Genomic DNA, 23660 nt, shown 5'->3' with positions numbered 1-23660 from the left:
GGCACATCGCCGAAAACGCGATGGCCCCTGCCGAACGGGCAGGGGCCATGACGTGGACGGGGTTGACTACTTGTCTCCGCCTTCTCCTGAGTCCTTTTCGCCGCCGGTGGCCTTGTCGACCGCGTCCTTGAGCTTGTTCAGGAACTTCTTGCCGTTGTAGTCGCCCTTCGGCCTGCCGTTGTCGAAGAGGATGGGGGGCGTGACCTTGTTGCCGGTCTTGGTCTCGGTGCCCGTCTTCGCCTCGTCTTCCGCGGCAGCCTCTTTGTCCTTGATCGTGATCTTGGATGTGACGTCGGGCTTCACCTCCGGCGCCTTCGGCTCGGGCGCCTTGAACTCAGGGACCTTCACCTCGGGCACCTTGAACTCAGGCGCCTTGAACTCGGGCAGTTTCAATACCGGCGGCTTGAACTCAGGCGCCTTGGGCGCTTCGAAGGTCGGGGCCTCCGGCTTTGGAAGCTCGACGTCCAGCGGGGTGGTGGTGCCACCCTCGACCGGGGTCCCGGTCTCCTCGACGTCCTTGAGCTCGACGGGCTTCTGCAAGGTCTCCGTGAGCTTCTTCCACGGCGACTCGGTGTCCAGCTTCGGTGTCGGCAGGCTGAACAGCTTGCCGAAGTTCGGAAGGCCGGTCGAGGTCGGCGTGGTCTCCGTCTCGGCCGTCGTCTTCGCGAGCAGCATGGTGTCCTCGGAGCTCGAGTCGAAAGTCTGAACCGGATTTCCGTCGAGCGGATTGAGAAAGTTCGGGTCGGGCGTCGGCGTGCCTTGAGCGAGGGCATCCACCACGTAGGTGATCGCAGCGGTGATGCCGGTGTTGACGCCGTAACCGAAGAAGAACGAGTTGGTCAGTCCGTAGGCGTAGCCATCCTGCGGCAGGTTGTCGAGCAGCAGATTGCCGACGAGTTGCGTTGCGCCACCGTCGAAGAAGTCGTTGACGCGCTTGGCCAGATCCAGCCGACCGGTCGGATCAACGTCATCGATTGCGGTAGCGACGACCAGGATCGCCTGACGCGCGAGCTCGGTGAAGCCGCCCTCGAAGAAGATGTTGTCGATCGGCCCGAGCGGCAGGATGTTGTCACTGAGGTAGTACGCGAGCCCCGTGAAGCCGTCCTTGCAGACCGCCCCGGTGGCCGTGCAGTCGCCCGGTGCATCCTCCAACACCGGTTCACCTTCAGCGTCGACAAACGGGGGATGACTGCCGTCGGCGCCGATATTGGCGGCAGTCGCCGGAACCGGATTTCCCGTTGGGTCGAAGACGTAGAGCTGGTTCCCTTCCGAGTCGACAAGCGGCGTAGTGGGATTGGTGCCCGGGGGAACGGGGATCGGGCCATCTGGACCATTGATGTAGGGCGAGGTGGGGACCTGCCCCGGGATGTACAGACCGCCATAGCCCTGGGTGAACGACTGCCACGCGCCCTGCACCGACAGCGCGAGCAGATGGATCTGCTCTTGGGTCAACGTCTTGTGTGCTTCGACCGCAGCCGGCGAAGCAACAGTGACCGCGCTGTGCGGGACGAACAGCGCAGGGGTCCCGGCAACGATCGCGCCAGCGCTGACGAGTGCGACACCGGTGGTGACGAGCGGACGGACTGCCATACGCGTGGCCCCTTTTTCTGAGCGTGAGCCGGGCTCTAACGACCCGTGCTGGTACCGGAGTACAACTTAGAAACTCCTGAGAATGCTAAAACCCGGCATCTACTCCCGCAACCTCTATAGAGGCAGGACAGTAACCACTTAGCCACCGCCATGCACTCACTTGAGCACGGCGGCGTCGACCAATTTTCCAATGCAAATTCAATCGCCACATTTCACCGGTATCCAGCTATGTCCGACACGTCGCTGACCGCCGGTTTCGCGAGGACAAATATGCGGCCCACCGGCCGTGCAGCTCGCGGAGGAATCACCACATTGGTTGCCGCAGCACACCTGACACCAGCGCGCCGGCACGCGCTCCCGGCCTCAGGCCAATCGCACAGTGCCCACACATAATCCGAGTTCACCTCGGCGTGGCGCCCGCCTCGTATTTCGCCAACCGGACGAGACTCCGCCCGGGAGGCCACGACGGCACGGCGCACGGCGCAAGTTTGTCCCGGGTTGCCAGCACTGCGCGACGACGGCCCTTTATTGACCCACCCGTTGTTTGCACGGAACGGAACAAAAGCAATTAATTGCGTACGCAACAACAACCCCGTCTCGACCACCATCGGGCGAGCCCATTGTGTTAACTGACGATGAACAACTCGTGTCGAATGACTCCGGCGTGGATTCCCGCCAGCAAAGCATTCAACCTGAGATACCGCTGAGATCGGCTCAGTTGTCGGCCGGCGAACCTTCGTCGGCGGCCGGCGGATCTGACGCCGGCGAGGTCGCCGCGCCGGTGCCGCGCAGCTTCTTGGCCCAAGCCCGCACCCCGTCGATCACGGGTCCGCCCGCCCGGCGTGGATTCGGGGCGTGGTCGCGGCCCAGTGCTTTCGGGGAGAAGTCCAGGCTCTTGCGCAACAACGGGCGGGTGGCCGGCTCCTCCGCACGCGACGACGGCGACGTGGAACCACCGCGCAGGATGTTCGCACCTTCCTCGACTCCAGCGGTGAAGTCACGGACGAAGCGCTGGGTCTCCTCGCGTCGCGGGATCAGCCGGGCCGGCGTGTACTTCTGGGGGTTGGCGAGCGGGTCGTTGTCCGGGTAGCCGTAATCGACCACGGCCCTCAACGCCGGCGTGGCCGCATCGGCCAACAGATTGCCCGGCTCCCCTAATGTGCGCAGCGGCGAGACCAGCGGCAGGTTCGTGGACTCGTAACCCACGTAGGTGGTGTCGTCGACCCTGCTGATCCGTACCGTTCCGTCGCTCGTCTGGCGCACCACGGTCCCGCCGCCGTCCAACGTTTCCTGGCACTCCGAATCGCAGTCGCGGACCTTGCCCTCGGCGTCGATCGGGAAATCCAGGCTGTCCTGCTGGAGTCGACGGTCGAGGTAGGCCATCAACGAATTGGCCATCGCGGGGGCGTTCCACAGATACGCCGGGATGTTGGAGTTGATGTCGTACTCGTAGACGACGTTGACCACCGGAACCCCCGGGTCCGTCGGCGTCGGGATCGGGTTCACGCCGATCACGGCGAAGACCGGCAGCCTCGTGCCGAATCCCCCGTTGGGGCTCGCCACGTTGTTGTCGAGGACGTACAACTTCGGTTGGGTGACGACGGGATCGTGCGTCAGCTTCCCGTAGCTCAGCAACAGGCTCACATTGGCCGCGCCCCAACCCGAGGACAGCACCACATTGTCTGCGGCGGTGTTGTCCTGGATCGCACGGTAGACCCCGAACGGTCCGGTGAAGAAGTTCGCGACGACCGGCTCGTCGTAGCCCTGCCGGTACAGCCCGCCGTAGAAATCCGCGACGCCGTCACCGGACGGGTTGGTCGAACTCGCTCCGATGATGAGCGCCGACAGCTGCACCGCGGTCATCGGCTGGGCGGCCCCCAGCGCAGCCACCGTCGCCAACGCCGCCCCGCCCAGAACAGATGCCGGCAGTACGCGCCCGCCCAAGCGTTGTGCCATGCCGCCGCCTCCCCGCCCCGGTTCGAATGAGCAGAAGCTACCCGACGGCAAACCGCAACGTCAGCAAATGTGGGCTAGCGCGGCATCGCGATCCGCAGCCCGGCCAGCATCACCTGGGCGTCGGCCATGTAGGTCTCGTTGTTGGGCGCGGTGCTCTGCGTCATCGCCACCAGGTTCCACACCTTCGACCCGAGTGGCACCATCACCGTCACCGCGGTCACGTAGATGGTCTTGGGGGCGTCGCCGGGCGGGATCGTGTAGTTGGCCATCAGCGCCGCGAACCCGCAGATCTCGGTCGGCACCTGGGTGATGTTCTGTCCGCCACCGGCTTCGAAGCCCTTGATGCTGTCGTTCAGCAGGTCCCTGGGCGGCCGGTCACCGTCGGTCGCGTCTGCGGTGGCCACCGACAGGGCCGGGTTGGTCACGCCATCGCTGAGCGACACATTGCGCATCACCAACTTGACTGCGCCCGTGGCCAACTCCGGAACCGGTTCCCAGCCCGGCGGCTGCGCGATGCGCACCCTGGGCTCGTCCGCGGCCGTGCCGGACAGTTCGATCCACCGGTCCGAATGCAATTGCTCGCACTGCTGGGCCTTGTAGGGAGGCGACGACGCACCAGAAGAACTCTGCGAACCCGGTTCGAACCCGGCCGTCGCGGTGCCGTCCGTCAACTGCGTACAGCCGGTGAGGGTCAGCCCAGCGGTCAACACGACCACGCCGGCGACTAGCTTCAGGACCCCCATCGCTGACAGAGACTACGCGAGCCCCGATCCCGCGCCACCGCGGCTCACAGCGAACGGCTAGCGTCGCCGCGAGTGCAGGTAATCGCCCACCACGGCGGCGCCCAGGCCGTCGAGATCGGGCACCACCACGCGTCCCTGCACCCGGCGGGCCACCTGATCGATGAACCGGGCCAGACCGGGGTCGGAGCCCAACCGGAAGATCGTCACCTGCGCGCCGAGGCGGGCCACCTCGTCGAAGCCACGCACGGTGTGGGCGATGGTCCGTGGGTGTGGCGGGTAGTCGAAGAAGACGGACGACCCTTCACCGTCGCCGAAATCCTCGAGGTGCGCGGTCGGTTCGCCGTCGGTCACCACGAGCACGACCGGCTGGGCATTGGGGTGACGACGCAGATGCCGGGTCGCCAGTGCCAGCGCATGGTGCAGATTGGTGCCCTGCTCGTACACGCCCTCCAGGCCGGTCAGCTCACCCGCGGTCACGGTGCGGGCGTAGCGGCCAAAAGCGATGATCTGCAACTCATCTGACCGGAACCGGGTGCTCACCAGGTGGTTGAGGGCCAGCGCGGTGCGCTTCATCGGCAGCCAGCGGTTCTCCATCACCATCGAAAACGAGGTGTCGACCAGCAGCGCCACGCACGCCTGGGTGCGGGTCTCGGTCTCGGAGATCTCGACGTCCTCGACGGCGAACCGGATGGGCCGTTCCACGGTGCCGGTCCCGGCCTGGCGCAGTACGGCATTGGTCACCGTGCGGGTGACGTTCCACGGCTCGGTGTCGCCGAACTCCCAGGGCCGGGTGGCCCCCGTCAGCTCCCCGGCCGCTCCGGCCCGGCGCGTGTCGCGTTCACCGTGCCGGCCCGACAGTCGTTGCGCCACATCACGCAACGCGGTCTGCCCGAGCTGGCGCATGGCCTTGGGCGACAGTCGCCACTGCCCGTCCGAGCCGCGGTCGATGAAACCCTGGTTCACCAGGGCCTTCTCCAGTTCAGACAGGGTGCGGGCGTCGATCGCGGCGTCCTCGCCGAGCTGACGGGCGAGCGCGTCGAGATCGACGTCGTCCATCGAAGCCCCGGCGTAGCTCTGCGACAACGCGTCGGCCAGCTGCTCGAGCTCGGCGATATCGGACAGCGCCTGGGCACCCTCCCCCATGCCCAGCGGATCGCCCCCGGAGAACCGCTCCGACCCGGTCCAATCCTCACCGGGCCGGGCCGCCTGCAGGTGTGCGTCGAGCCGGTCCAGTGCGTTCATCAATGACGGCGAACCAAAAGCCTGCTGCGCCAAGGCATCCAGCTCCGCGCGTTGTTCGGCCGACAGGCTGTTGCGGAACCGCTGCGCGGCGGCGGCCCGCTTGGCCAGCGAGTCCAGCAGCTCGTCGATGTTCTGCGGGCCCTCCGGGAAGAACTCGCCGTGCTTGTCCATGAAGTCTTGAAAATCCTGCGGGGTGTCCTCGCCGCGCGAGTGCTTGTCCAGCAGATCGTTCAGATCGTCGAGCATGTCGTTGACGCGCTGCCGGTCCTCGTCGGTGGCGTTCTCCAACGCATCCTTCATGCCCGCGAACCGCTGATCCAGCATCTCGCGGCCCAGTAGATCCTTGATCTGCTCGTACTTCTGCCGGGCTTCGGGGCTACGCCAGTCGTAATCCGCGAGCTCCTGAACGGCCTTGGCCGGTGACGGCGAGAGTGCCTCCATCTGCAGTTCGCCGAACCGCGCGTCGTCGTCGAGTGCGCGGGCCAGCTCCTTGCGCTCGGCCAGCACGGCCTCGTCGAGCAGCTTCTTGATCTCCTGCAGCGTGCCGTCAAGGTTGTGCCGCTGCAACAGCTCCCGGCGCTTCCGGTTGGCCTCGGCGGCCAGCCGGTCGGTGCCACGCATGCCCTCGGTACCGCGACGCATCAGCTCGGAGAGCGCACGGCGCGGTGAGCTGCCCTCCATGACGTTCTGACCGATCTGCTCGAGGGCGTCGCGCAGATCGATCGGTGGTGCCAGCGGGTCGGGGCCACCGGTGTACCGCGAATACCGCGAGGTGTGCCCGTGCCCCCGGCGGGGATCAGCCATAGACCGTCTCGCCCTCCCCCGTCACCTTGTCCACGCGCTTGGCCAGATACAGCGCCTCCAAAGCCAATTCGACCGCCGCGGCCCGCTGACCGACCGAAACCGCACCCAGCCGGGAGGCGATGGTGTCGATGACGGGCAGATCCGGCAGCGCGGCCAGCACGTCCTTGGCCGATACCCGCTCGCCGGTGGTCACCGGGGAGCCTTCCTCGACCGCGGCCACCAGCGGGGCGACGTCGATGCCACCGAGCAGCCGTTGTGCGGTGTCTGCGGTAGCGCGCCGCAGCAGGTGCTCCAGCACCGCCTGCTCGCGTCCCTCCTCGCCCGTTTCGAACTCCAATTTGCCGCGCAGCACGTCGATCACGGTGGCCAGATCGACCACCCGGGCCACCGGATCGTCCTCGCCCAGGATTGCCGAGCGGTGCCGCGCCGAGGCGGCGACCGTCTCGGCCGCGGCGATCGCGAACCGCGCCGACACACCGGAACGCTGATCGACAGAGTTCGATTCACGCAGATTGCGGGCGAACCGGGCCAGCACACCGAGCAGGTAATCCGGCACCTCGGCCGCCAACTGGGCCTCCTGCCGGATCACCCCCACCTCGTCGTCGATCTCCAGCGGGTAGTGCGTACGGATCTCGGCGCCGAACCGGTCCTTCAGCGGTGTGATGATCCGGCCACGGTTCGTGTAGTCCTCCGGGTTGGCGCTGGCCACCACGAGCACGTCCAGCGGCAGCCGCAAGGTGTAGCCGCGGACCTGAATGTCGCGCTCCTCCATCACGTTGAGCATCGACACCTGAATGCGCTCGGCCAGGTCGGGTAGCTCGTTGACGGCCACGATGCCGCGGTGTGCCCGCGGGATCAGCCCGTAGGCGATCGTTTCCGGATCGCCCAGGCTGCGACCCTCGGCCACCTTGATCGGATCGATGTCGCCGACGAGATCGGCCACGCTGGTATCCGGCGTGGCCAGCTTCTCGGTGTACCGCTCGCTGCGGTGACGCCACTCGATCGGCAGATCGTCGCCGGAATCCGCCGCCCGGCGGATCGACTCCGGGGTGATCGGGCTGTAGGGGTGCTCACCCAACTCGGATCCGGCGATTACCGGCGTCCACTCGTCGAGCAGCCCCGTCAGCGCGCGCAGCAGCCGGGTCTTGCCCTGGCCGCGCTCACCGAGCAGCACCACGTCGTGTCCGGCGATCAAGGCCCGCTCCAGCTGCGGGATCACCGTGTCGTCAAATCCCAGGATTCCCGGCCACACGTGTTCTCTTGCGGCGGCTGAGCCCAAAGCGGCCAGCAGGTTCTCCCGAATTTCGGCTTTGACACCACGCTCACGATGGCCGGAGGCACGCAGCTCACCGACGGTGCGAGGCAGATCCTTGGGTTGGCTCACCACTCCACGCTACGACTGAACCCGCCCGCGCACATCGCCACCCGTCAGACTGGAGTCTCTCGGCCGCCCGCAGCCGCGACCCGATTAGCACCCGGCACGCGCGAGTCAGTCCCCCGGCATAGTCGTTGCCCGGGCGTTGCGACCGGTAGTCTGCGCTCCATGCCGTTGGCTAGCGGTCAGGAATTCGCAGGGTTCACCATCGTGCGGTTGGTGGGCACTGGTGGCATGGGCGAGGTCTATCTGGCGTCCCACCCGCGGTTGCCCCGCGAGGACGCTCTCAAAGTGCTGCCCATCAGTGTCAGCTCGGACAACGAGTTCCGCCAGCGGTTCATCCGCGAGGCCGACATGGCGGCCACCCTGTGGCATCCGCACATCGTCGGTGTGCACGACCGCGGCGAGTTCGAGGGCCGGTTGTGGATCTCGATGGACTTCGTCGACGGGCACGACGCCGCCAAGCTGCTGCATGACCAGTACCCCAAGGGCATGCCGGCCGAAGACGTCGTCGAGGTCGTCACCGCCGTCGGCGACGCGCTGGACTACGCGCATCAGCGCAAGCTGCTCCACCGCGACGTCAAGCCCGCCAACATCCTGCTCACCAGCAAGCAGAATTCCAAGCGTCGCATCATGCTGACCGACTTCGGGATCGCGCGACGCGCCGACGAGGTCAACGGGCTCACCTCGACCAACATCACCGTGGGCTCGATGTCCTACACCGCGCCCGAACAGTTGATGGGCCAGCCACTGGACGGCCGGGCCGATCAGTACTCACTGGCCGCCACCGCCTACCGGCTCTTCACCGGCGCACCGCCGTTCGCGCACAGCAACCCGGCCGTGGTGATCAGCCACCACCTGAACTCACCGCCACCCAAGCTCGCCGACACGAAACCCGAACTGGCCGTGTTCGATTCGGTGATGGCCAAGGCACTGTCCAAGGATTCCAAGGACCGTTACGCCACCTGCCACGACTTCGCCGTCGCGCTGGCCGAGGCGGCCACCGGTACCACCCCCGAGGTGCGCACCCCGGCACCCGCCCACGAGCCGGCGCCGCCCACCACCCCGCTGATCATCCCGAAGCCGGTGAACCCACCGCCGACGCCACTCTCACCATCGAACCCGCGCCCGGCGACCCCGTCGGAGCCGCCGGTGTTCACCTCGTCGTGGACGGGCAACGAAACCTCCTCCCACAAACAACCGGTCGCGGGCGGCGCTCCGACCGGCATGCCGGGCCTCGGCGGGCCCGCGGCGCCGGTCGGGCCGGTTGGGCCGCCGCAGACCAACTTCGGACCACCTCCCCTGCCGCACACCCCGATCCCCAAGAAGTCGGGCAGCCGGCGCAACCTGATCCTGACCGCAGGCGTGATCGGCGCGGTCGTCCTGCTGGTCGGCGGCATCACCCTCGCGGTCAGCTCGGGAGGCGACGACGGCAACGGCGGCGGAGGCGAGACCACCTCCGCCGTCGCCACGGATACGTCCGTCGCGGACACCACGACCTCAGCCAAACCGGCCGCGCACGCCTTCACGATCGCCGACTACATCAAGCAGACCGGCATCGTCGAAACACCGGTCCACCGCGGCGATCCGGGCGCACCGAACTTCACCATGCCGACCCCGCCCGGATGGATCGACGCCGGTCCCCGCACGCCGGCATGGGCCTATTCGGCGATCGTGAACGACCCGGTGAACCCGACCGAGCCGCCGTCGGTGGTCTCGTTGATCTCCAAGCTGGCCGGCGACGTCGACCCCAACAAGCTGCTCGAGTACGCCCCCAACGAGCTGCAGAACCTCGCCGACTACAAGCCGGACGGCGACGTGACCCGCGGCAACATCAGCGGGTTCCCCACCGTCCACCTGGCAGGCACCTACGCCAAGGGCGGCCAGCGTCGCGCGATCACCCAGACCACCGTGGTGATCCAGGCGCCCGGCAGTGTCTACGTGCTGCAGATCAACGCCGACGCCAGCGAACGCGACAAGACGGCGTTGACCGACATCAACAAGGCGATCGAGGCCCAGTCCACCATCACCATGCCCTGAGAGGCTCCTTGGGTCGCCCCGCGTCGGGCAGTTTCAGGTACCCGGTACCCTGAGTATCGTGAATTCGCTCGATTGGCGTAGCCGGCCGTCCACCGTGCACTTCGGCCCCGCATCTCTGCAGTCCAGGGCACTCGGCTGGACCACCGCGATCTTCGTTCGCCCATTGCTGGGTCTGCTGACCCTGATCGGAATGGGCATCAACCGCGTCGCTCCCGCTCTGCTGCAGCGCGCCCACCTCGATGTCATCGACCGGCCCCTGAAGGTCATCAAGCCCCTTCCCGGCACCGAGGTGACGCCCGTGGCGCTGCCGAACTGCCCGGCCGAATGGGTGATCGCCCCCGAGGCCCGCGACTCCGATCTGGTGATCGTCTACCTGCACGGCTCGGCCTTGGTCACACTCGGCCTGAACTCGCACCGGCGCTTCGTGTCGAAGCTGTCTGCCAGCACCGGCGCGCGCGTGCTCAACGTCGGTTACCGACTGGCCCCCCAAGCCGGCATCGAGGAGGCCGTCGCTGACGGGCTCGACGGCTACCGCCTGGCGCTGTCGCTCGGGTACGCGCCCAATCGGATTGTGCTGGCCGGTGATTCAGCCGGCGGGCTGATGGCCGCCGACACCGCTCTGGCGGCTCGCGACGCCGGGCTGCCGGTTCCCGCCGCACAGGTGCTGCTCTCACCGTTGACCTCATCCGACATGGACCTGAAATACCGTGCGCTGCAAGAGCATCGCGACGTGATGTTCCCGTTCATGACGGTGAAGTTCATCTACGACGTGTTCGCGACGGTCAATGGCACGCGGCCCACGCCGGTGATGCCACCCGAGGCAGACCTGCACGGGCTCGGGCCGTTCCTGCTGCAGGTCGGCACCCACGAGATGCTGCTCAACGACACGTTCGCCCTCGCCGACAAGCTGCAGGCCGCAGGGGTGCCTGCGTGGGTTCAGGTGTGGCACAGGGCAATGCACATGTTCCAGCTGAGCTTCGACATCAACCCCGACGCGCGGCATGCGGTCGAGGAGATCACGTCGTTCATCTCGTACGCGACCGCCGAGGTCGAGGACGAGGCGAGCGCGTAGGGGTGCGCTTGGGTGCGCCTCGGCGCTCTTGCGCCGTTGCGGGCTTGCGCCGTTGCGGGCTTGCGGCGTCGCGCCGTTTTCTACACCACGGCTGCGGCAGCCGGGGCGTCACGACCCTGGTGCAGAAAACGGTGGGCTACCCCGCCAGACGTTCGCACCGTTTTCTACGCCAGGGTTGTAGATGGCATGGTTTAGCGACCCTGGTGCAGAAAACGGTGCATATCCACAGCGCGCGGTTCATCCCCAGTCTCCGCAGACGCGTGTGTGAGCGCCGCCAATACGTCGGTCGATCTGCCGATCGTCGGAGTCCATGGACATCCCATTCATCGGACCCGAAGTGCTCGCGGCGGGCGGCCTCACCCGGGGCCAACTGCGTTGGCGATACGCCTCCGCCCATCCACGCGTCTACCTGCCGAAAGAGCCTGTCAGGAACCTGAAGGTCAACACCATGGCCGCATGGCTGTGGACTGGCCGGCGTGGGGTCATCGCCGGCCGGGCCGCCGCGGCATTGCACGGCGCGCTGTGGGTCGACGAGAACGCCCCGGTGGAACTGATCACCGAGCACGGGCGTCCCCGGCCCGGCATCATCGTGCGCGAGGAGCGGGTCAGGCCCGACGAGATCTGCCGGATCGGCGATTTCAGCGTCACCACACCGCTACGCACGGCACTGGATCTCGCGCGCTTCCTTCCCCGTGACGAGGCAGTCGCCCACCTCGACGCGCTGGCCATCGCGACCGGCGTCGAGGCCGGGCCGGTGCTCGAACTGGCAGCCCGATATCGCGGGCTGCGTGGAATACGAAGCGCCCGAACAGCGCTCGATTTGATGGATGCCGGTGGTCAATCGCCGCGAGAGACCTGGCTGCGGCTGCTTCTCGTCGACGCAGGCTACCGGCGACCGCGTACGCAGATCCGCGTGACCGACGGCTTCAACGACGTGTTCATCGACATGGGCTACGACGACGTCAAGGTCGGCTTGGATTACGAAGGCAAACACCACGCCACCGACCGGATGCGTGTGGTGCACGACATCGGCCGCAGTGAGCTCATCGAGCGCGAAGGGTGGATCAACATTCGCGTCGTGGTCGAACACAGCAGGGCATTCATCCTGCACCGGGTCCGAGAAGCGTTCGCCCAGCGTGGTGGTTCACCGTTTTCCACCGCGGGGTCGCGATCGTGAACCCTGCACAGCCCAGGCGTAGAAAACGGCGCGAGCACCCGCAGCAGGAGTGCACCGTTTTCCACCCCAGGGCCGCTAAACCAGGCGATCTACAGCCCAGGGGTAGAAAACGGCGTCCGACTCGTCCGAGGCGCCCGACTCGTCCGACTGGGCCGAGTCGCCGAACGTCTAGTGCGCGAAATGCCTTGCGCCGGTGAGGTACAGCGTGATGCCCGCAGCCTCGGCCGCTGCCGTCACCTCGGCGTCACGGACGGATCCACCCGGGTGCACGATCGCCTTGACCCCCGCGTTGGTCAGCGTCTCCAAGCCGTCCGGGAACGGGAAGAACGCATCGGAGGCGCCAACGGAACCCGGCACGCGATCGCCCGCGCGCTGCACGGCCAGTCCGGCCGCGTCGACGCGGTTCACCTGTCCCATGCCGACACCCACGGTCGCGCCGTCCTTGGCGATCACGATCGCGTTGGACTTCACCGCGCGGCAGGCCCGCCAGGCGAACACCAGATCGCTCAGTGTCTGCGGGTCGGCCGGCTCGCCGGTGGCCAGGGTCCAGTTCGCCGGATCGTCGCCCTCGGCGTCGAGCGCGTCGCGCTGTTGCAGCAGCACACCGCCGCTGATCTGGCGCAGCTCGATGCCACCGACCAACGGTTCCGAAGCCACCAGGATGCGGATGTTCTTCTTGCGTGCCAGGATTTCGACCGCGCCGGCCTCATACGCCGGGGCGATGATGACCTCGGTGAAGATGTCGGCGACCGTCTCGGCCATCTCGACACTGACCTCGGTGTTGGAGGCGATGACGCCCCCGAACGCGCTCAGCGGATCGCACTCGTGCGCCTTCCGGTGCGCGTCGGCCACCGACTCCGAGGAGATCGCGATGCCACACGGGTTGGCGTGCTTGATGATCGCCACGCAGATCTCTTCGTGGTCGAACGCCGCCCGCCATGCCGCATCGGCATCGGTGTAGTTGTTGTAGGACATCTCCTTGCCGTGCAACTGCTCGGCCTGCGCCAGTCCGGGCCACGAGGAGTCGTCGCGGTACACCGCGGCCTGCTGATGCGGGTTCTCGCCGTAGCGCAGCACCGCGCTGCGATGCCAGGTGCCGGCGAACCAGGCGGGCAGCGGTTGCGCGGGCTCTTCCGGCGCCAGCGTCGACCCCATCCAGCCGGCGACGGCCACGTCGTACTCCGCGGTGTGCCGGAATGCCAACGACGCCAGCTTCTTCCGCTCGGCCAAGGTGAAGCCGCCGGCCCGCACCGCGGCCAGTACGCCGTCATAACCCAGCGGGTCGACGACAACGGCCACACTCGGATGATTCTTGGCGGCCGCGCGGACCATCGACGGCCCGCCGATGTCGATCTGCTCGACACACTCGTCCACCGAAGCCCCGGACTCGACGGTCTCGGAGAACGGGTACAGGTTCACCACCACGAGCTCGAACGCCTCGACCTCGAGCTCGGCCAGCGCCGCGACGTGTTCGGGCTTGCGGGTATCGGCCAGCAGACCGGCGTGCACGCGCGGGTGCAGAGTCTTGACGCGACCGTCGAGCACCTCGGGGAAACCCGTCACCTCTTCCACCGGGGTGACCGGAACGCCCGCGGCAGCAATGGTTTTGGCGGTCGACCCAGTCGAGACGATGGCCACGCCCGCCTCGTGCAGGCCGCGGGCCAGATCGGCCAGGCCGGTCTTGTCATAGACACTGATCAGCGCTCGCCGGATCGGTTTCTTCTCGCTCACCCTATGGTCGCCTTTCGTCCAGTCCAGGTCACGCCGCGGGTTGCCAGCGCGGCCAGCACATCCACCAGCAGTCGACGTTCGACCACCTTGATGCGCTCATGCAATGTCTCTTCGGTGTCATCATCGAGCACCTCGATGGCCTGCTGGGCCAGAATCGGCCCGGTGTCCATCCCGGAGTCCACGAGGTGCACCGTGCAGCCCGTCACCCGCACGCCGTACGCCAGCGCCTCCGGCACGGCATGCGCCCCCGGGAACGCCGGAAGCAATGCCGGATGGGTGTTGACCACCCGGCCCGGGAAGCGGGAAAGGAATTGGCCACCCAGAATTTTCATGAACCCGGCCGAGACCACCAGGTCCGGCGCGTGTTCAGCGGTGGCCTCGGTGAGTGCGGCATCCCACGCGGCGCGGTCCGGGTAGTCGCCCAGTCGCACGGTGTAGGACGGCACCCCCGCCGCTGCCGCGATGTCCACTGCGGCACATTTGCGGTCGGTTCCGACCGCGACCACGCGCGCCGGATAGTCGTCTGCGGCGGCGGCCAGTAGCGAGGCGAGCAACGACCCTGTCCCCGAAGCCAGCACTACCAGCCGTGCCGGTGCACTCGGAGGCACTTGTAACGGTTGCTGCACGCGCAGCAGCCTAGTCGCCCGCACGGCGCGGCTGATCGCCGGTCGCTGGGTCGTCGGGGATGTCGTCGACGATGAAGTGATCCTCGGGATCGTCATCGAGGTCTTCGTAGCGCCGGGGGCGGGGCTCGGGGACGGTTTCCTGCACGTCGTCGTACTCGACGTACCTGTCGACGTACTCGACCGGCTCGGCTTCGACGGTCTCCACCTCGTCCGCTGCGGGTTCTTCGGCCGACCACGAGACCAGCGGCTGGTCGGGTTCGGGTTCGGGCTCCGGGTCCGCCTCGACGTACCCGAGGTCGTCCTGATCCTCGCCCACGTACTCGTCGTCCTCGTCGTCCTCGTCGACGTCGTCCTCGTCGAACTCGGGTTCGGGCGACGGCTCGACCGGCGCAGGCTGGGGCGGGGTCACGGGTCGGGGCTTGCGGGTCAGGCCACCGGACATCGCCACGGTCAGCCCGCCGATCCCGGCGAACCACAGGAACACCGCAGGCGCGAACGTCGACTGATCCACCCCGACATCGCCGAAATTGCCCAGCCGCCCGCCACCGGCGTAGCCGAGCAGGGCCATCGTCAGCGCCGCCAGCACCGAGGCCACCAGCAACTTGCCCGTGGCAGCCCCGATCGGCAACGGGCGCCGCGCGCACTGCTGGCCCAACGCCACCGCCGAGGCCGCCCCCACGATCAGGAGCGCCACCCAGACCGGGCCCAACGGCGGCGTGGGCACCGCGGCCAGCACCGGCACCGCGGGAATGTCACCGCCGAACACGGTGAACGAACTGAAGGCCGCCAGCCCCACATGGGCGCTGGACCCGACCGCGATGGCCGACGCGCCGACAATCACGTTGGGGATGTACAGGATGGACAACAGGGTCAGGCTGAGCTGGCCGAACAAACTGTCGGTGATCGCGAACAAGTCGTGCATCGTGCCCCAGTGCACAACCAGCGACATCGCCGTCACCACACCGGAAAGCCCGAACAGAGCCAGGACGCCGGCCGTCGCGGCACGGAATGCCTCCGGCAACCAGGCCGGCAACGGCGAGGCGGCCAGCGTCCGCCGACCGACCTTCGAGCCCACGCCGATCAGCGCGCCGATCACGTGCACGATCAGGACGCTGCAGAACGCGCGCAGGGCACTGGGAGTCTGAAGTTCGCTGATCACCGAGGCGGCGTCGTGGATGACGGCCAACAGCATGGCCGCGATCAGAATCGGTCCGCCCAGCGCTGAGGCCACGACCCAGCGGGTGACGAACCAGGAAGAATTCGGGGCGGTGGCCGCGGCCGTCGTGCGGGCGGTGCCCCAGATCATCGCGAGCACCGGCAACAGGGGCATCACCCCCAGCTCACGGCCGCCGATCGACACCGGCACCTGATGGACGCCCAGCCACATGCTGGCGATCGCACCGAGCGCGCCCGTCATGTCGCTGTTGGCGATCAGCAGCTGCAACAACACAACCGCTGCGATGATGACCAGCGCGACAACGGACGGCCCGAACGCGACCCGGAGCAACTCACGTGCCTGGCGGGTGCCGACTGGCCGGTTACTCACTTGGTGGGCTGCTCCTCGCGATGATCGGCGCGTGCGCGGGAAGCGCACGCGCCGATCAGCTTACGACGATGCAGGACCAGATTGCTGTGAAGGCGACTGCTGTGCCTGCTGCTCCGCCGGGAATGCAGTGGTCGGCGCCGACGCGCCCGACTGTTGCTGCGGCTGGCCGTAGGTGGGGTAACCGGTCGGAGGGGTCGGCGGGCCGCTCGGCTGCTGCCCCTGCGGGGACTGCACGGGGAAACCACCGGTGTTCGGAGCACCGGAGTAGCCGCCGTACTGCGACGGGTATCCGGGGCGCTGCGGCTGAGCCTGCTGGTAGGGCTGGCCACCGTGCTGCGGCTGCTGCTGCTGACCGTAGTACTGCGACGGGCCACCGTACTGGCCGTACTGCGGCTGGGGGTCGAACTGCGGCTTGGGCGCCGGAGGAGTGAGGATGCCGGCCTCGAACAGCAGAGCGGCGATCGCGGCGCCGGCCTGGACCAGGGTCAGGACGAGCAGCGCGTACAGCGTCCAGTCGGCGTCGCTGCCGGCGGCGACCAGGAGCGTGATCGAGAGCAGGAACGCCACGGTGGCCAGCACGGCCGCCACGGCGCCGCGGTTCTTCTGCTTGGGCAGCAAGCTCACCCCGGCAAGGAGGCCGGCCACCAATGCCAGCGGCACGATGAAGGTGCCGAGCACGACCTGGAGCTCCAGGGCGAAACCGACGAAGTAGGTCAGCAGGCCGGTGACGGCAACAACCGCCAGCAGGATCTCGGGCAACTTGTTCTCACCGGGCGCCGCGTTGGCCGGCGCGGCCGAGGCGGCGGGCACAGGAGCGGGCGCCGCCTTGGCGAACTGCTGAGTGGCATCGAACTGCGAACCCGGCTGCGGCGGGTATCCGGGGTTGGTTGGCGGGTAGGTCATGACCTCTCCTGTGCTATCGAGCTTCGCGACGTGTGTTCACGCAGGCATGAATACCGACCACGTGAGCGATTCGAGCTTCCACGCTAGCGCACCCAGCTGGGTGCCGGGCGCGCGTGCTTGGTGTCAGAGAGGTTTCAAGCTGATACCAGAACGGGTGCGTCGACGGAATCCGTTTCAGCGTCCTCGATTTCGCGGACGAGCGGCAACACCTTGGCGCCGAAGTACTCGATTTCCTCTTGGAAATGCAGGAATCCGCCCAGGATCAAGTCGACGCCACGTTTGCGGTACGCGGCAATGCGTTCGGCGATCTGCTCGGGCGTACCGATCAGTTGCGTACGGAAGCCGTCGTTGTACTGCACCAGATCCTCGAAGCTCGAATCCGCCCACATTCCCTTCTTGTCGCCGGTGGAGTTCCCGGCCTGTTGTACGGCGTTGCGGAACCCTTCGACGGCGGGCTTGTTGGCCTTGGCGACGATCTCTTTGAGCGTCTCCTTTGCTTCTTTCTCCGTGTCCCTGGCGATGATGAACCCGTTGAGTCCGAACTTCACCTCCCGGCCTGCGTCACGCGCATGGTCACGCACCTCGACGACCTGTTCGGTGATTCCGTCGAAGTCTTTGCCATTCGAGAAATACCAATCGGCGTAGTGACCGCCGTTACGACGGGCGGCCGTCGAGTTGCCGCCCTGGAACAGCTCGGGGTTGGGGCGCTCGGGCGTGTTGAGCGGCTTGGGCTTGAGGGTGAAGTCGTGGATGCGGTAGAAGTCGCCGCGGAAATCGACGTCGTCCTCGGTCCAGATCTTGCGCAGAACCTGGAGGAACTCCGCGCTGCGGCGGTAGCGCTCGTCATGCTCGAGCCACGGCTCGCCCAGGTGGGTGAACTCGTCCTTGAACCAGCCGGAGACGACGTTGACGGCAAAGCGGCCATTGCTGAGGTGGTCCGCGGTGGCACCGAGCTTGGCCAGCACCGCAGGCTGCCACAGGCCCGGATGCACCGCGGCGATGACTTTGAGCCGCTCGGTGGCCAGCAACAGCGCAAGGCTGAAGCTGGTCGATTCGTGCTGGTACTCGGCCCCGTAGCTGGCCTCGTAGCGAACCTGGCTCAGGGCGTACTCGAAGCCGTTGTTCTCCGCCGTCTGCGCCAGTTTCTTGTTGTATTCGTAGTTCCAGTCGGTGCGCTGCTCGATATCGCTGGTGACCAGGCCGCCACTGACATTGGGCACCCAGTAGGCGAACTTGACGTGGTCGACGATGCGTTCGGTGGTCATGCGGGAGATCCCAGCAAACGCATCGGCCCACGTCGCGGGTATCGCTCGCGGTGAAGTTTTCTCCGCCCCGGAAGCCTCAACGAGACGCACCGTCTTGCTACTGAGACTGAAACACGTTCTAATTCTGGTCATGGACTATGGGCTTGTTCTCTTCACCAGTGACCGCGGCATCGCCCCGGCCAAGGCCGCCAAACTCGCCGACGATCACGGCTTCACGACGTTCTACGTGCCCGAGCACACCCATATCCCGATCAAACGCGAGGCCGCTCACCCCACCACGGGTGACGAGTCCCTGCCCGACGATCGCTATATGCGCACCCTGGATCCGTGGGTGTCGCTGGGTACCGCGTGCGCGGTGACCTCGCGGGTGCGGCTGTCGACGGCCGTCGCGCTGCCCGTCGAGCACGATCCGATCACCCTGGCCAAGTCCATCGCCACGCTCGACCACCTGTCCGGTGGGCGCGTGTCGCTGGGCGTCGGATTCGGTTGGAACACCGACGAACTCGCCGACCACAAGGTTCCCCCGGGCCGCCGCCGCACCATGCTGCGCGAGTACCTCGAAGCCATGCGGGCACTGTGGACCGAGGAAGAAGCCTCGTACGAGGGCGAATTCGTGAACTTCGGTCCGTCGTGGGCCTGGCCCAAGCCCGTGCAGTCGCACATCCCGGTGCTCGTCGGCGCGGCCGGCAACGAGAAGAACTTCAAGTGGATCGCGAAGTCGGCCGACGGCTGGATCACCACGCCGCGCGACTTCAACATCGACGAGCCGGTGAAGCTGCTGCAGGACACCTGGGCCGCCGCCGGGCGTGACGGCGCCCCGCAGATCGTCGCACTGGACTTCAAGCCGGACCCAGAGAAGCTGGCGCACTGGCGCGAACTCGGCGTGACCGAAGTGCTCTTCGGGCTGCCGGACAAGTCCGAGGCCGAGGTGTCGGCGTACGTCGAGCGCCTCTCGGGCAAGCTCGCCTCGCTGGTCTAGCTCCACCGCGCTTCATGCGCCGAAATCAACGCTATGGTCGTGAAAGTTCTAGGAGACCGACCATGGCGTTGATTTCGCGGTATGACGGGTGCGTTTTCGCTGCCGTCGCACTCCTTGCGGCCGTTACCGCCTGTTCTGACGGGACAGCCACACCCGCACCCACCGAGCCCGCCACGCCTGCCGCGTCGGCGACTGTCTCGGCGCTGCCCTCGACCACACCGCCGCCGCGGTACCTGGAGGACTGCGGCGTCGTCCACAAATACGGCCCGCACGAAGAACATGCCGTGCGCGGCAGCACCAACATCGACTGCGCCGAGGCGCGTCGGGTCGGCGAACTCTGGTATGCCACGCCCAAAGGGCGAGGCGCCGGCTACTACGTGACGTTCGAGAACTGGGAGTGCATTGCCGGCAGTGCCAACGAGTACCTGACCCGTTGCACCCGACCGGATTCGGCCATCGTGTACCTGCGAATACACAACGCCGGCTGAGGCCGGCTCCGATAGCCCGCTACGCCGGTGTCGCGGTGTTTCGCTTCTCCCCGGACTTCACGACGATCGATGCACCCAGCGGCTCGCCATCGGTGAGCAACTCCAGCAGCGCCTCGTCCGTGGTCGTCGCCAGGAAGCGGCTGCCGTCGGAATCCAAGCGCCCGATGATGATGCCGGTGCGCGGCGTCCAGTCGTAGCGGACCGTGTAGGTCTCGACAGTGGCCTGCCCATCGGCCTTTTCGGTGATGGCGACGCGCTCCTGCGTGTTGAACTCGTCCTGCAGAGCGGCGCTGCCGTCGGCCACCCAATCGGCCGGTTCCGTCGAGTAGATGCCGACCGAGTACTTGCTCGCGATACCGCCGTTTCCTCCGACAAGCGCGAATTGACCCGGCTTGTCGCGCATTTCATTGACAGCCTCGGCGATGCCGTGCATCGAGTAGTTGTTGCCCGGGCCACCGAAGAAGGGCAGTCCGCCCGTGAGGGTCAGCCCGCGCTCGTCGTCGGGCGCCAGACCGGTGCCGTCGCAGATGTTGAAGACCGGGAACGGGAAGCAGCTGTAGAGATCGAATGCGGCGACGTCGTCGAGCGTGATGCCGGCGACCCGCAGCGCCTCGTTCACCGCGATCACGGCGGCGTCGCTGTAGCCGAGTTCGGCGCGCTCGAGGAGCTTGATCTCCTTCATGTCGGCGTGCCCGCGCAGATATACCCACTTCTCCTCGGGCACATCGAGTTTCCGGGCGGTCTCGACCGACATCAGCAGCACTGCCGCACCCTGGTTGACCTGATCTCGCGCCACCATCATGCGTGGGTACGGGTCGCAGATCATCCGGTTGCTCTCGGTGACGGTGGCTAGCTCCTCGGCCGAACGCTCCACCGGGGCAGACGAATACGGGTTCTTCGCAGCGACCTTGGAGAATGGCGCGAACAGCTCGGCCATCGCCTGCCGGTACTCCGCGACCGACTGCCCCTGCCGGGCCCGGCGGGCGTTCTCCAGCAGGCCGTACTGCACCGGGGCGCCGATCAGACCGTGCTTGATCGTGTACTCGTCGAAGATGCCGTCGTAGCCGAAGCCCCGGTCCTCCAACTGGCCCTCGACGGTCTCGGAGTGATCGGGCTTGTCGTCGCGCTTGGAGAAGTGACGCAGCGTCGAGGTGTTCTCCGAACCGAACAGCAGCACCGCATCAGCCTCGCCCGCTGCAATGGCCGCCGAGAACTCGGTGACGAGGTGCTGGGGGCTCTGGCCGCCGATCACCTCGAGGATGGCGCGGGCGGGCTCGGCGCCGACGTTGCGCGCCACCGAGCGTGGGTAGTTGTCGGACACGCCCAGGGTGGGCGTCTGCGGGCCGGAGATCTCGAACTGCCGCGTGCCCGCCACGGTGTCGATGGCCTGCGCCACGGCGGCGGCGTCGGCTCCGCAGTCGTGCAGGGCTGCCTTGGCCGCCTCGGTGGCCAGCTCGACCGAGGACATCCCGCGATAGCCGTCGAGATCGATGCGTTCCGTGAACTGTCCGACGCCGACGATGACGGGGGTGCGCGGATCGACCATGACAATCTCCTTGACGGGTGTTAATTCGTGAGGCTAACCGATCGGAGATTCGCGAGCGAAATCGGTGCCTACGGACCCAGGAGGTGTGAGGGCGCGACGTCAGCGAGTTCTGTCGACCGCCGACAGGTTGTACGCGAAGGACTTCTGCTGACGCTGCTTCATCTTCTCAAGGCACTCATGGTGCTTTCGCGCGTGATAGGCCAGCGGGAAGTAGGTGAGCCGGTCGGGCAGGATGCGGTAGGCACCCCGGATGACGGTGTAGATGCGCTGGAGTTGACGCTCCTCGTCATCGCTCCACGTGACACCGAGCTTGTCCCGCAACCGCGGCTCGAGCAGCCCGACCACCGACAGATAGTTGAACCGCAGCGCCGGGCGGAGTGCGCGACGGATCAACGGATGCAACAGCCTCGGCACAGACGGCGGAAGCTCGACGTTGCCGGTCTGCATGTCCTCGATCAACTGCAGCGCCTGCGGCGTGCCCTCCAGCTTGTCGATCATCGCCTCGTAGTAGTCGGCCATCTCGGCACGCGTCGTCGGATAGCCGCCCATCGGCACGTGCAGAAGGCGGGCCAGCCGGCGATTGTCCCGCAGCAGCTCGTCCTTTTCGTCGTCGGTGAAGTCGCGTCCGATCAGCAGCTTGCCGCCGCCTTCGGCGTTGACGATGTAGCCGGTCGCGATCACCCATTGATATGCCTCTGGGTTGAGCGCACTGATCTGCTTACCGGTCTCGGCGCTCTTCATCGTGATCGGCTGATGCAGCGCGCGCACCCGGTTCCCTTCGGCGACAGCCTCGGTGCCGCCGTAGGTCCACCGCAACACCGAGTCGACGCTACGAATGGCGCGTCCACCCGGATCACCGTGGAACGCAGCGGAATAGCGGCCGGTGATCTCTGCGATGACGGGGTGCATCGCCTGCATCATGAACGCCGCCCCGTCGACGATGAGGAACGTCCACCGGCCGGTGTGCTCCCCCGTCAGCGAGTCGAGCGGAACGAGTTCGATTTCGGCGGATTCGTCGACGGCCGGGCTGGACAGGTCCGTTGTAGCGGTCATTGCAGCGCACCTCCTTGAGCGTGACGCGACGGTAATCTGACCGAAAGGTCGCATTCAAGTCGCGTTTGAGCTCGAGGACAGACATGGAAAGCCGCACTTCAGCGCAGCGCAAGCTCCCCCAGCAGGAGCGTTCTCGTGAGATGGTCGCAAAAATTGTTTCGACGGCGGTGAAGATGCTGAGGAAGATCGACCCCGAGCAGATCACCACCAACGCCATTGCGGCGCGGGCCGGGGTCAGCAAGGGATCCATCTACCAGTACTTCGCCAACAAGGAAGAACTTCTCCATGCCGCGATCGAGCAGCTCGCCGCCGATCAAGCGCCGGTGATCGAGGAGATGCTCCGCTCCGTCACCCTGGAGCAACCGCAGGCGGCGATGCAGGCATCGATCGACATCCTGATCGACTTCACGATCGCCAACCGCAGGTTGATCCGCTATGTCGCCGACCGGCCCGACTACGCTCGCACGCTGGAAAACGCCTCAGGACTGAACGCAACACTCCTGGCGATGACCACACTGCACATGGCGCACTACCGGGACCAGTACCGCCACGAACTGAGCCCACGCGCATTGGCGTGGCTGTTCTTCAACATGGCCGTGGCCACCACGACGCGCTACATCGAAAGTGACGACCCGATCCAGTTGGACGAACTGCGCAGCGGGCTGAAGTTCGCCTCAGCGGGCCTGCTGGCGGCCGGGCGGCAATAGCTCGGGCAACAGCGTCGTCGATCTCCCCGTCCTGGCTGTTCTCCGCGGGCGCGCACGACCCTGGCGCAGAAAACGGCGAGAAGAAACCGGCGCCCACCAGCCATTCTTGACGACTCTGTCACTTAGTGACACACTGGAGCTGTCACTAAGTGACAAGTTCTGGAGGTGAGGGCGATCGGCGAGAAGCAGGACCAGGCGCGTCTGGCAGTGTCACGGCACGCCTGCAAGCTGTTCTGGGAACACGGCGTCGCCGGCACCAGCGGTGACGACATCGCCGCGGCCGCAGGCCTTTCCACCCGCACCATCTGGCGCTACTTCCGCGCCAAGGAAAGCTGCGTCGAGCCGGTGCTGGCCAAATCCGCAGACCGGTTCATCGACATTCTGAACCGCTGGCCACATGACCTGTCATTGGCGGAACACCTTGCCGCCGATGGCGTTTCACACCCGTTGACGCCGCAGGACGTCGAAGACGAGATCAGTGCGATGCGTATCGCCACCATGACCCCGTCCGAGCCCGCCCTGCGCACGGCCTACCTGATGGTGCACGACCGGATGGAGCAGGGCTTCATCCCGGTGATCGCCGACCGCCTGCATCTGCCGGTCGACGACCTCACCGTCCGGCTGTGCGCGGCCGCCGTCACCGGGGCGTTCCGCGTCGTCGACGAAGACGTCAGCGTGGCGGTGATCGTCGAACGGAAGAAGGTCACCGAGGAGCAGGCGCTCGCGCTGATCGACCGGGCCATCCGTGACGCCACCAACGGACGCCTCGGCGGACCCGTCGCGCCCTGACCCACCCCCGAAAGAGCTTGTCCGCCCC

19 protein-coding genes are annotated in these 23660 nt (G+C 66.8%); 7 read left to right on the top strand and 12 right to left on the bottom strand.

Going from position 1 to position 23660, the window contains the following annotated elements; translation table 11 throughout:
- Positions 1-66: 66 nt before the first annotated feature.
- The 5 genes from ACNQR1_RS09290 to ACNQR1_RS09270 form a co-directional block, all read right to left on the bottom strand.
- A complete protein-coding gene (locus tag ACNQR1_RS09290) occupies positions 67-1590 on the bottom strand; it encodes a hypothetical protein (RefSeq protein WP_418045500.1) in 1524 nt (507 codons plus the stop codon).
- Between the two features lie 714 nt (positions 1591-2304).
- On the bottom strand, positions 2305-3546 hold the full coding sequence (locus ACNQR1_RS09285; RefSeq protein ID WP_418045499.1) for a PE-PPE domain-containing protein: 1242 nt from the start codon (positions 3544-3546) through the stop codon (positions 2305-2307).
- A gap of 74 nt (positions 3547-3620) precedes the next feature.
- Positions 3621-4289 (bottom strand): hypothetical protein, encoded by a 669-nt coding sequence (locus tag ACNQR1_RS09280; RefSeq protein WP_418045498.1) that lies wholly within the window; start codon positions 4287-4289, stop codon positions 3621-3623.
- A 57-nt stretch (positions 4290-4346) separates the two neighbouring features.
- Complete coding sequence (locus tag ACNQR1_RS09275; protein ID WP_418045497.1) at positions 4347-6335, bottom strand: vWA domain-containing protein; 1989 nt, start codon at positions 6333-6335, stop codon at positions 4347-4349.
- On the bottom strand, positions 6328-7719 hold the full coding sequence (locus tag ACNQR1_RS09270; protein ID WP_418045496.1) for a sigma 54-interacting transcriptional regulator: 1392 nt from the start codon (positions 7717-7719) through the stop codon (positions 6328-6330). The genes ACNQR1_RS09275 and ACNQR1_RS09270 overlap by 8 nt, the downstream gene beginning before the upstream one ends.
- 159 nt (positions 7720-7878) lie before the next feature.
- On the opposite strand from ACNQR1_RS09270, the gene ACNQR1_RS09265 reads away from it, so the two are divergent.
- The 3 genes from ACNQR1_RS09265 (at position 7879) to ACNQR1_RS09255 (ending at position 11999) form a co-directional block, all read left to right on the top strand.
- Positions 7879-9750, top strand: a complete 1872-nt coding sequence (locus tag ACNQR1_RS09265; protein ID WP_418045495.1) for an LpqN/LpqT family lipoprotein — start codon at positions 7879-7881, stop codon at positions 9748-9750.
- 58 nt (positions 9751-9808) lie between these two features.
- Positions 9809-10822: an alpha/beta hydrolase gene (locus tag ACNQR1_RS09260; RefSeq protein ID WP_418045494.1), complete on the top strand. Its 1014-nt coding sequence runs from the start codon at positions 9809-9811 to the stop codon at positions 10820-10822.
- Positions 10823-11132: 310 nt separating this feature from the next.
- Positions 11133-11999: a hypothetical protein gene (locus ACNQR1_RS09255; protein ID WP_418045493.1), complete on the top strand. Its 867-nt coding sequence runs from the start codon at positions 11133-11135 to the stop codon at positions 11997-11999.
- A gap of 168 nt (positions 12000-12167) precedes the next feature.
- On the opposite strand, the gene purH is transcribed toward ACNQR1_RS09255, so the two are convergent.
- The 5 genes from purH to sfnG all read right to left on the bottom strand — a co-directional run bounded on the left by purH (position 12168) and on the right by sfnG (position 18070).
- On the bottom strand, positions 12168-13730 hold the full coding sequence (purH, locus tag ACNQR1_RS09250; protein ID WP_418045492.1) for a bifunctional phosphoribosylaminoimidazolecarboxamide formyltransferase/IMP cyclohydrolase: 1563 nt from the start codon (positions 13728-13730) through the stop codon (positions 12168-12170).
- Entirely contained in the window at positions 13727-14356 is a 630-nt protein-coding gene (gene purN / locus ACNQR1_RS09245) for a phosphoribosylglycinamide formyltransferase (protein WP_418045491.1), read from the bottom strand. The genes purH and purN overlap by 4 nt, the downstream gene beginning before the upstream one ends.
- 10 nt (positions 14357-14366) lie before the next feature.
- Positions 14367-15902: a DUF6350 family protein gene (locus ACNQR1_RS09240; RefSeq protein WP_418045490.1), complete on the bottom strand. Its 1536-nt coding sequence runs from the start codon at positions 15900-15902 to the stop codon at positions 14367-14369.
- Between the two features lie 60 nt (positions 15903-15962).
- Complete coding sequence (locus tag ACNQR1_RS09235) at positions 15963-16805, bottom strand: DUF5336 domain-containing protein (RefSeq protein WP_418045489.1); 843 nt, start codon at positions 16803-16805, stop codon at positions 15963-15965.
- Positions 16806-16939: 134 nt separating this feature from the next.
- Positions 16940-18070: a dimethylsulfone monooxygenase SfnG gene (gene sfnG, locus ACNQR1_RS09230; protein WP_418045488.1), complete on the bottom strand. Its 1131-nt coding sequence runs from the start codon at positions 18068-18070 to the stop codon at positions 16940-16942.
- 130 nt (positions 18071-18200) lie between these two features.
- Between sfnG and ACNQR1_RS09225 the strand changes: the two genes are divergently transcribed.
- A complete protein-coding gene (locus tag ACNQR1_RS09225; RefSeq protein WP_418045487.1) occupies positions 18201-19049 on the top strand; it encodes an LLM class F420-dependent oxidoreductase in 849 nt (282 codons plus the stop codon).
- 62 nt (positions 19050-19111) lie between these two features.
- Positions 19112-19537, top strand: coding sequence for a hypothetical protein (locus ACNQR1_RS09220; RefSeq protein ID WP_418045486.1), 426 nt, complete (start codon positions 19112-19114; stop codon positions 19535-19537).
- Positions 19538-19556: 19 nt separating this feature from the next.
- Here the strand turns inward: ACNQR1_RS09220 and ACNQR1_RS09215 are convergent, their stop codons facing one another.
- Positions 19557-21083, bottom strand: coding sequence for an acetyl-CoA acetyltransferase (locus ACNQR1_RS09215; RefSeq protein WP_418045485.1), 1527 nt, complete (start codon positions 21081-21083; stop codon positions 19557-19559).
- Positions 21084-21182: 99 nt separating this feature from the next.
- Complete coding sequence (locus ACNQR1_RS09210) at positions 21183-22136, bottom strand: oxygenase MpaB family protein (protein ID WP_418045484.1); 954 nt, start codon at positions 22134-22136, stop codon at positions 21183-21185.
- 140 nt (positions 22137-22276) lie between these two features.
- Between ACNQR1_RS09210 and ACNQR1_RS09205 the strand changes: the two genes are divergently transcribed.
- Together ACNQR1_RS09205 and ACNQR1_RS09200 are read left to right on the top strand one after the other, a co-directional pair.
- Entirely contained in the window at positions 22277-22843 is a 567-nt protein-coding gene (locus ACNQR1_RS09205; protein ID WP_418045483.1) for a TetR/AcrR family transcriptional regulator, read from the top strand.
- Between the two features lie 174 nt (positions 22844-23017).
- Positions 23018-23632 carry a TetR/AcrR family transcriptional regulator gene (locus tag ACNQR1_RS09200; protein ID WP_418050324.1) on the top strand — a complete coding sequence of 205 codons (615 nt, stop codon included), beginning with the start codon at positions 23018-23020 and terminating at the stop codon, positions 23630-23632.
- The last annotated feature ends 28 nt before the right edge of the window (positions 23633-23660 follow it).

The organism is Mycobacterium sp. 48b, from assembly GCF_048282725.1.
In the GTDB taxonomy this organism is placed as follows: domain Bacteria; phylum Actinomycetota; class Actinomycetes; order Mycobacteriales; family Mycobacteriaceae; genus Mycobacterium.
This window is presented reverse-complemented; position numbering and strand designations above follow the sequence as displayed.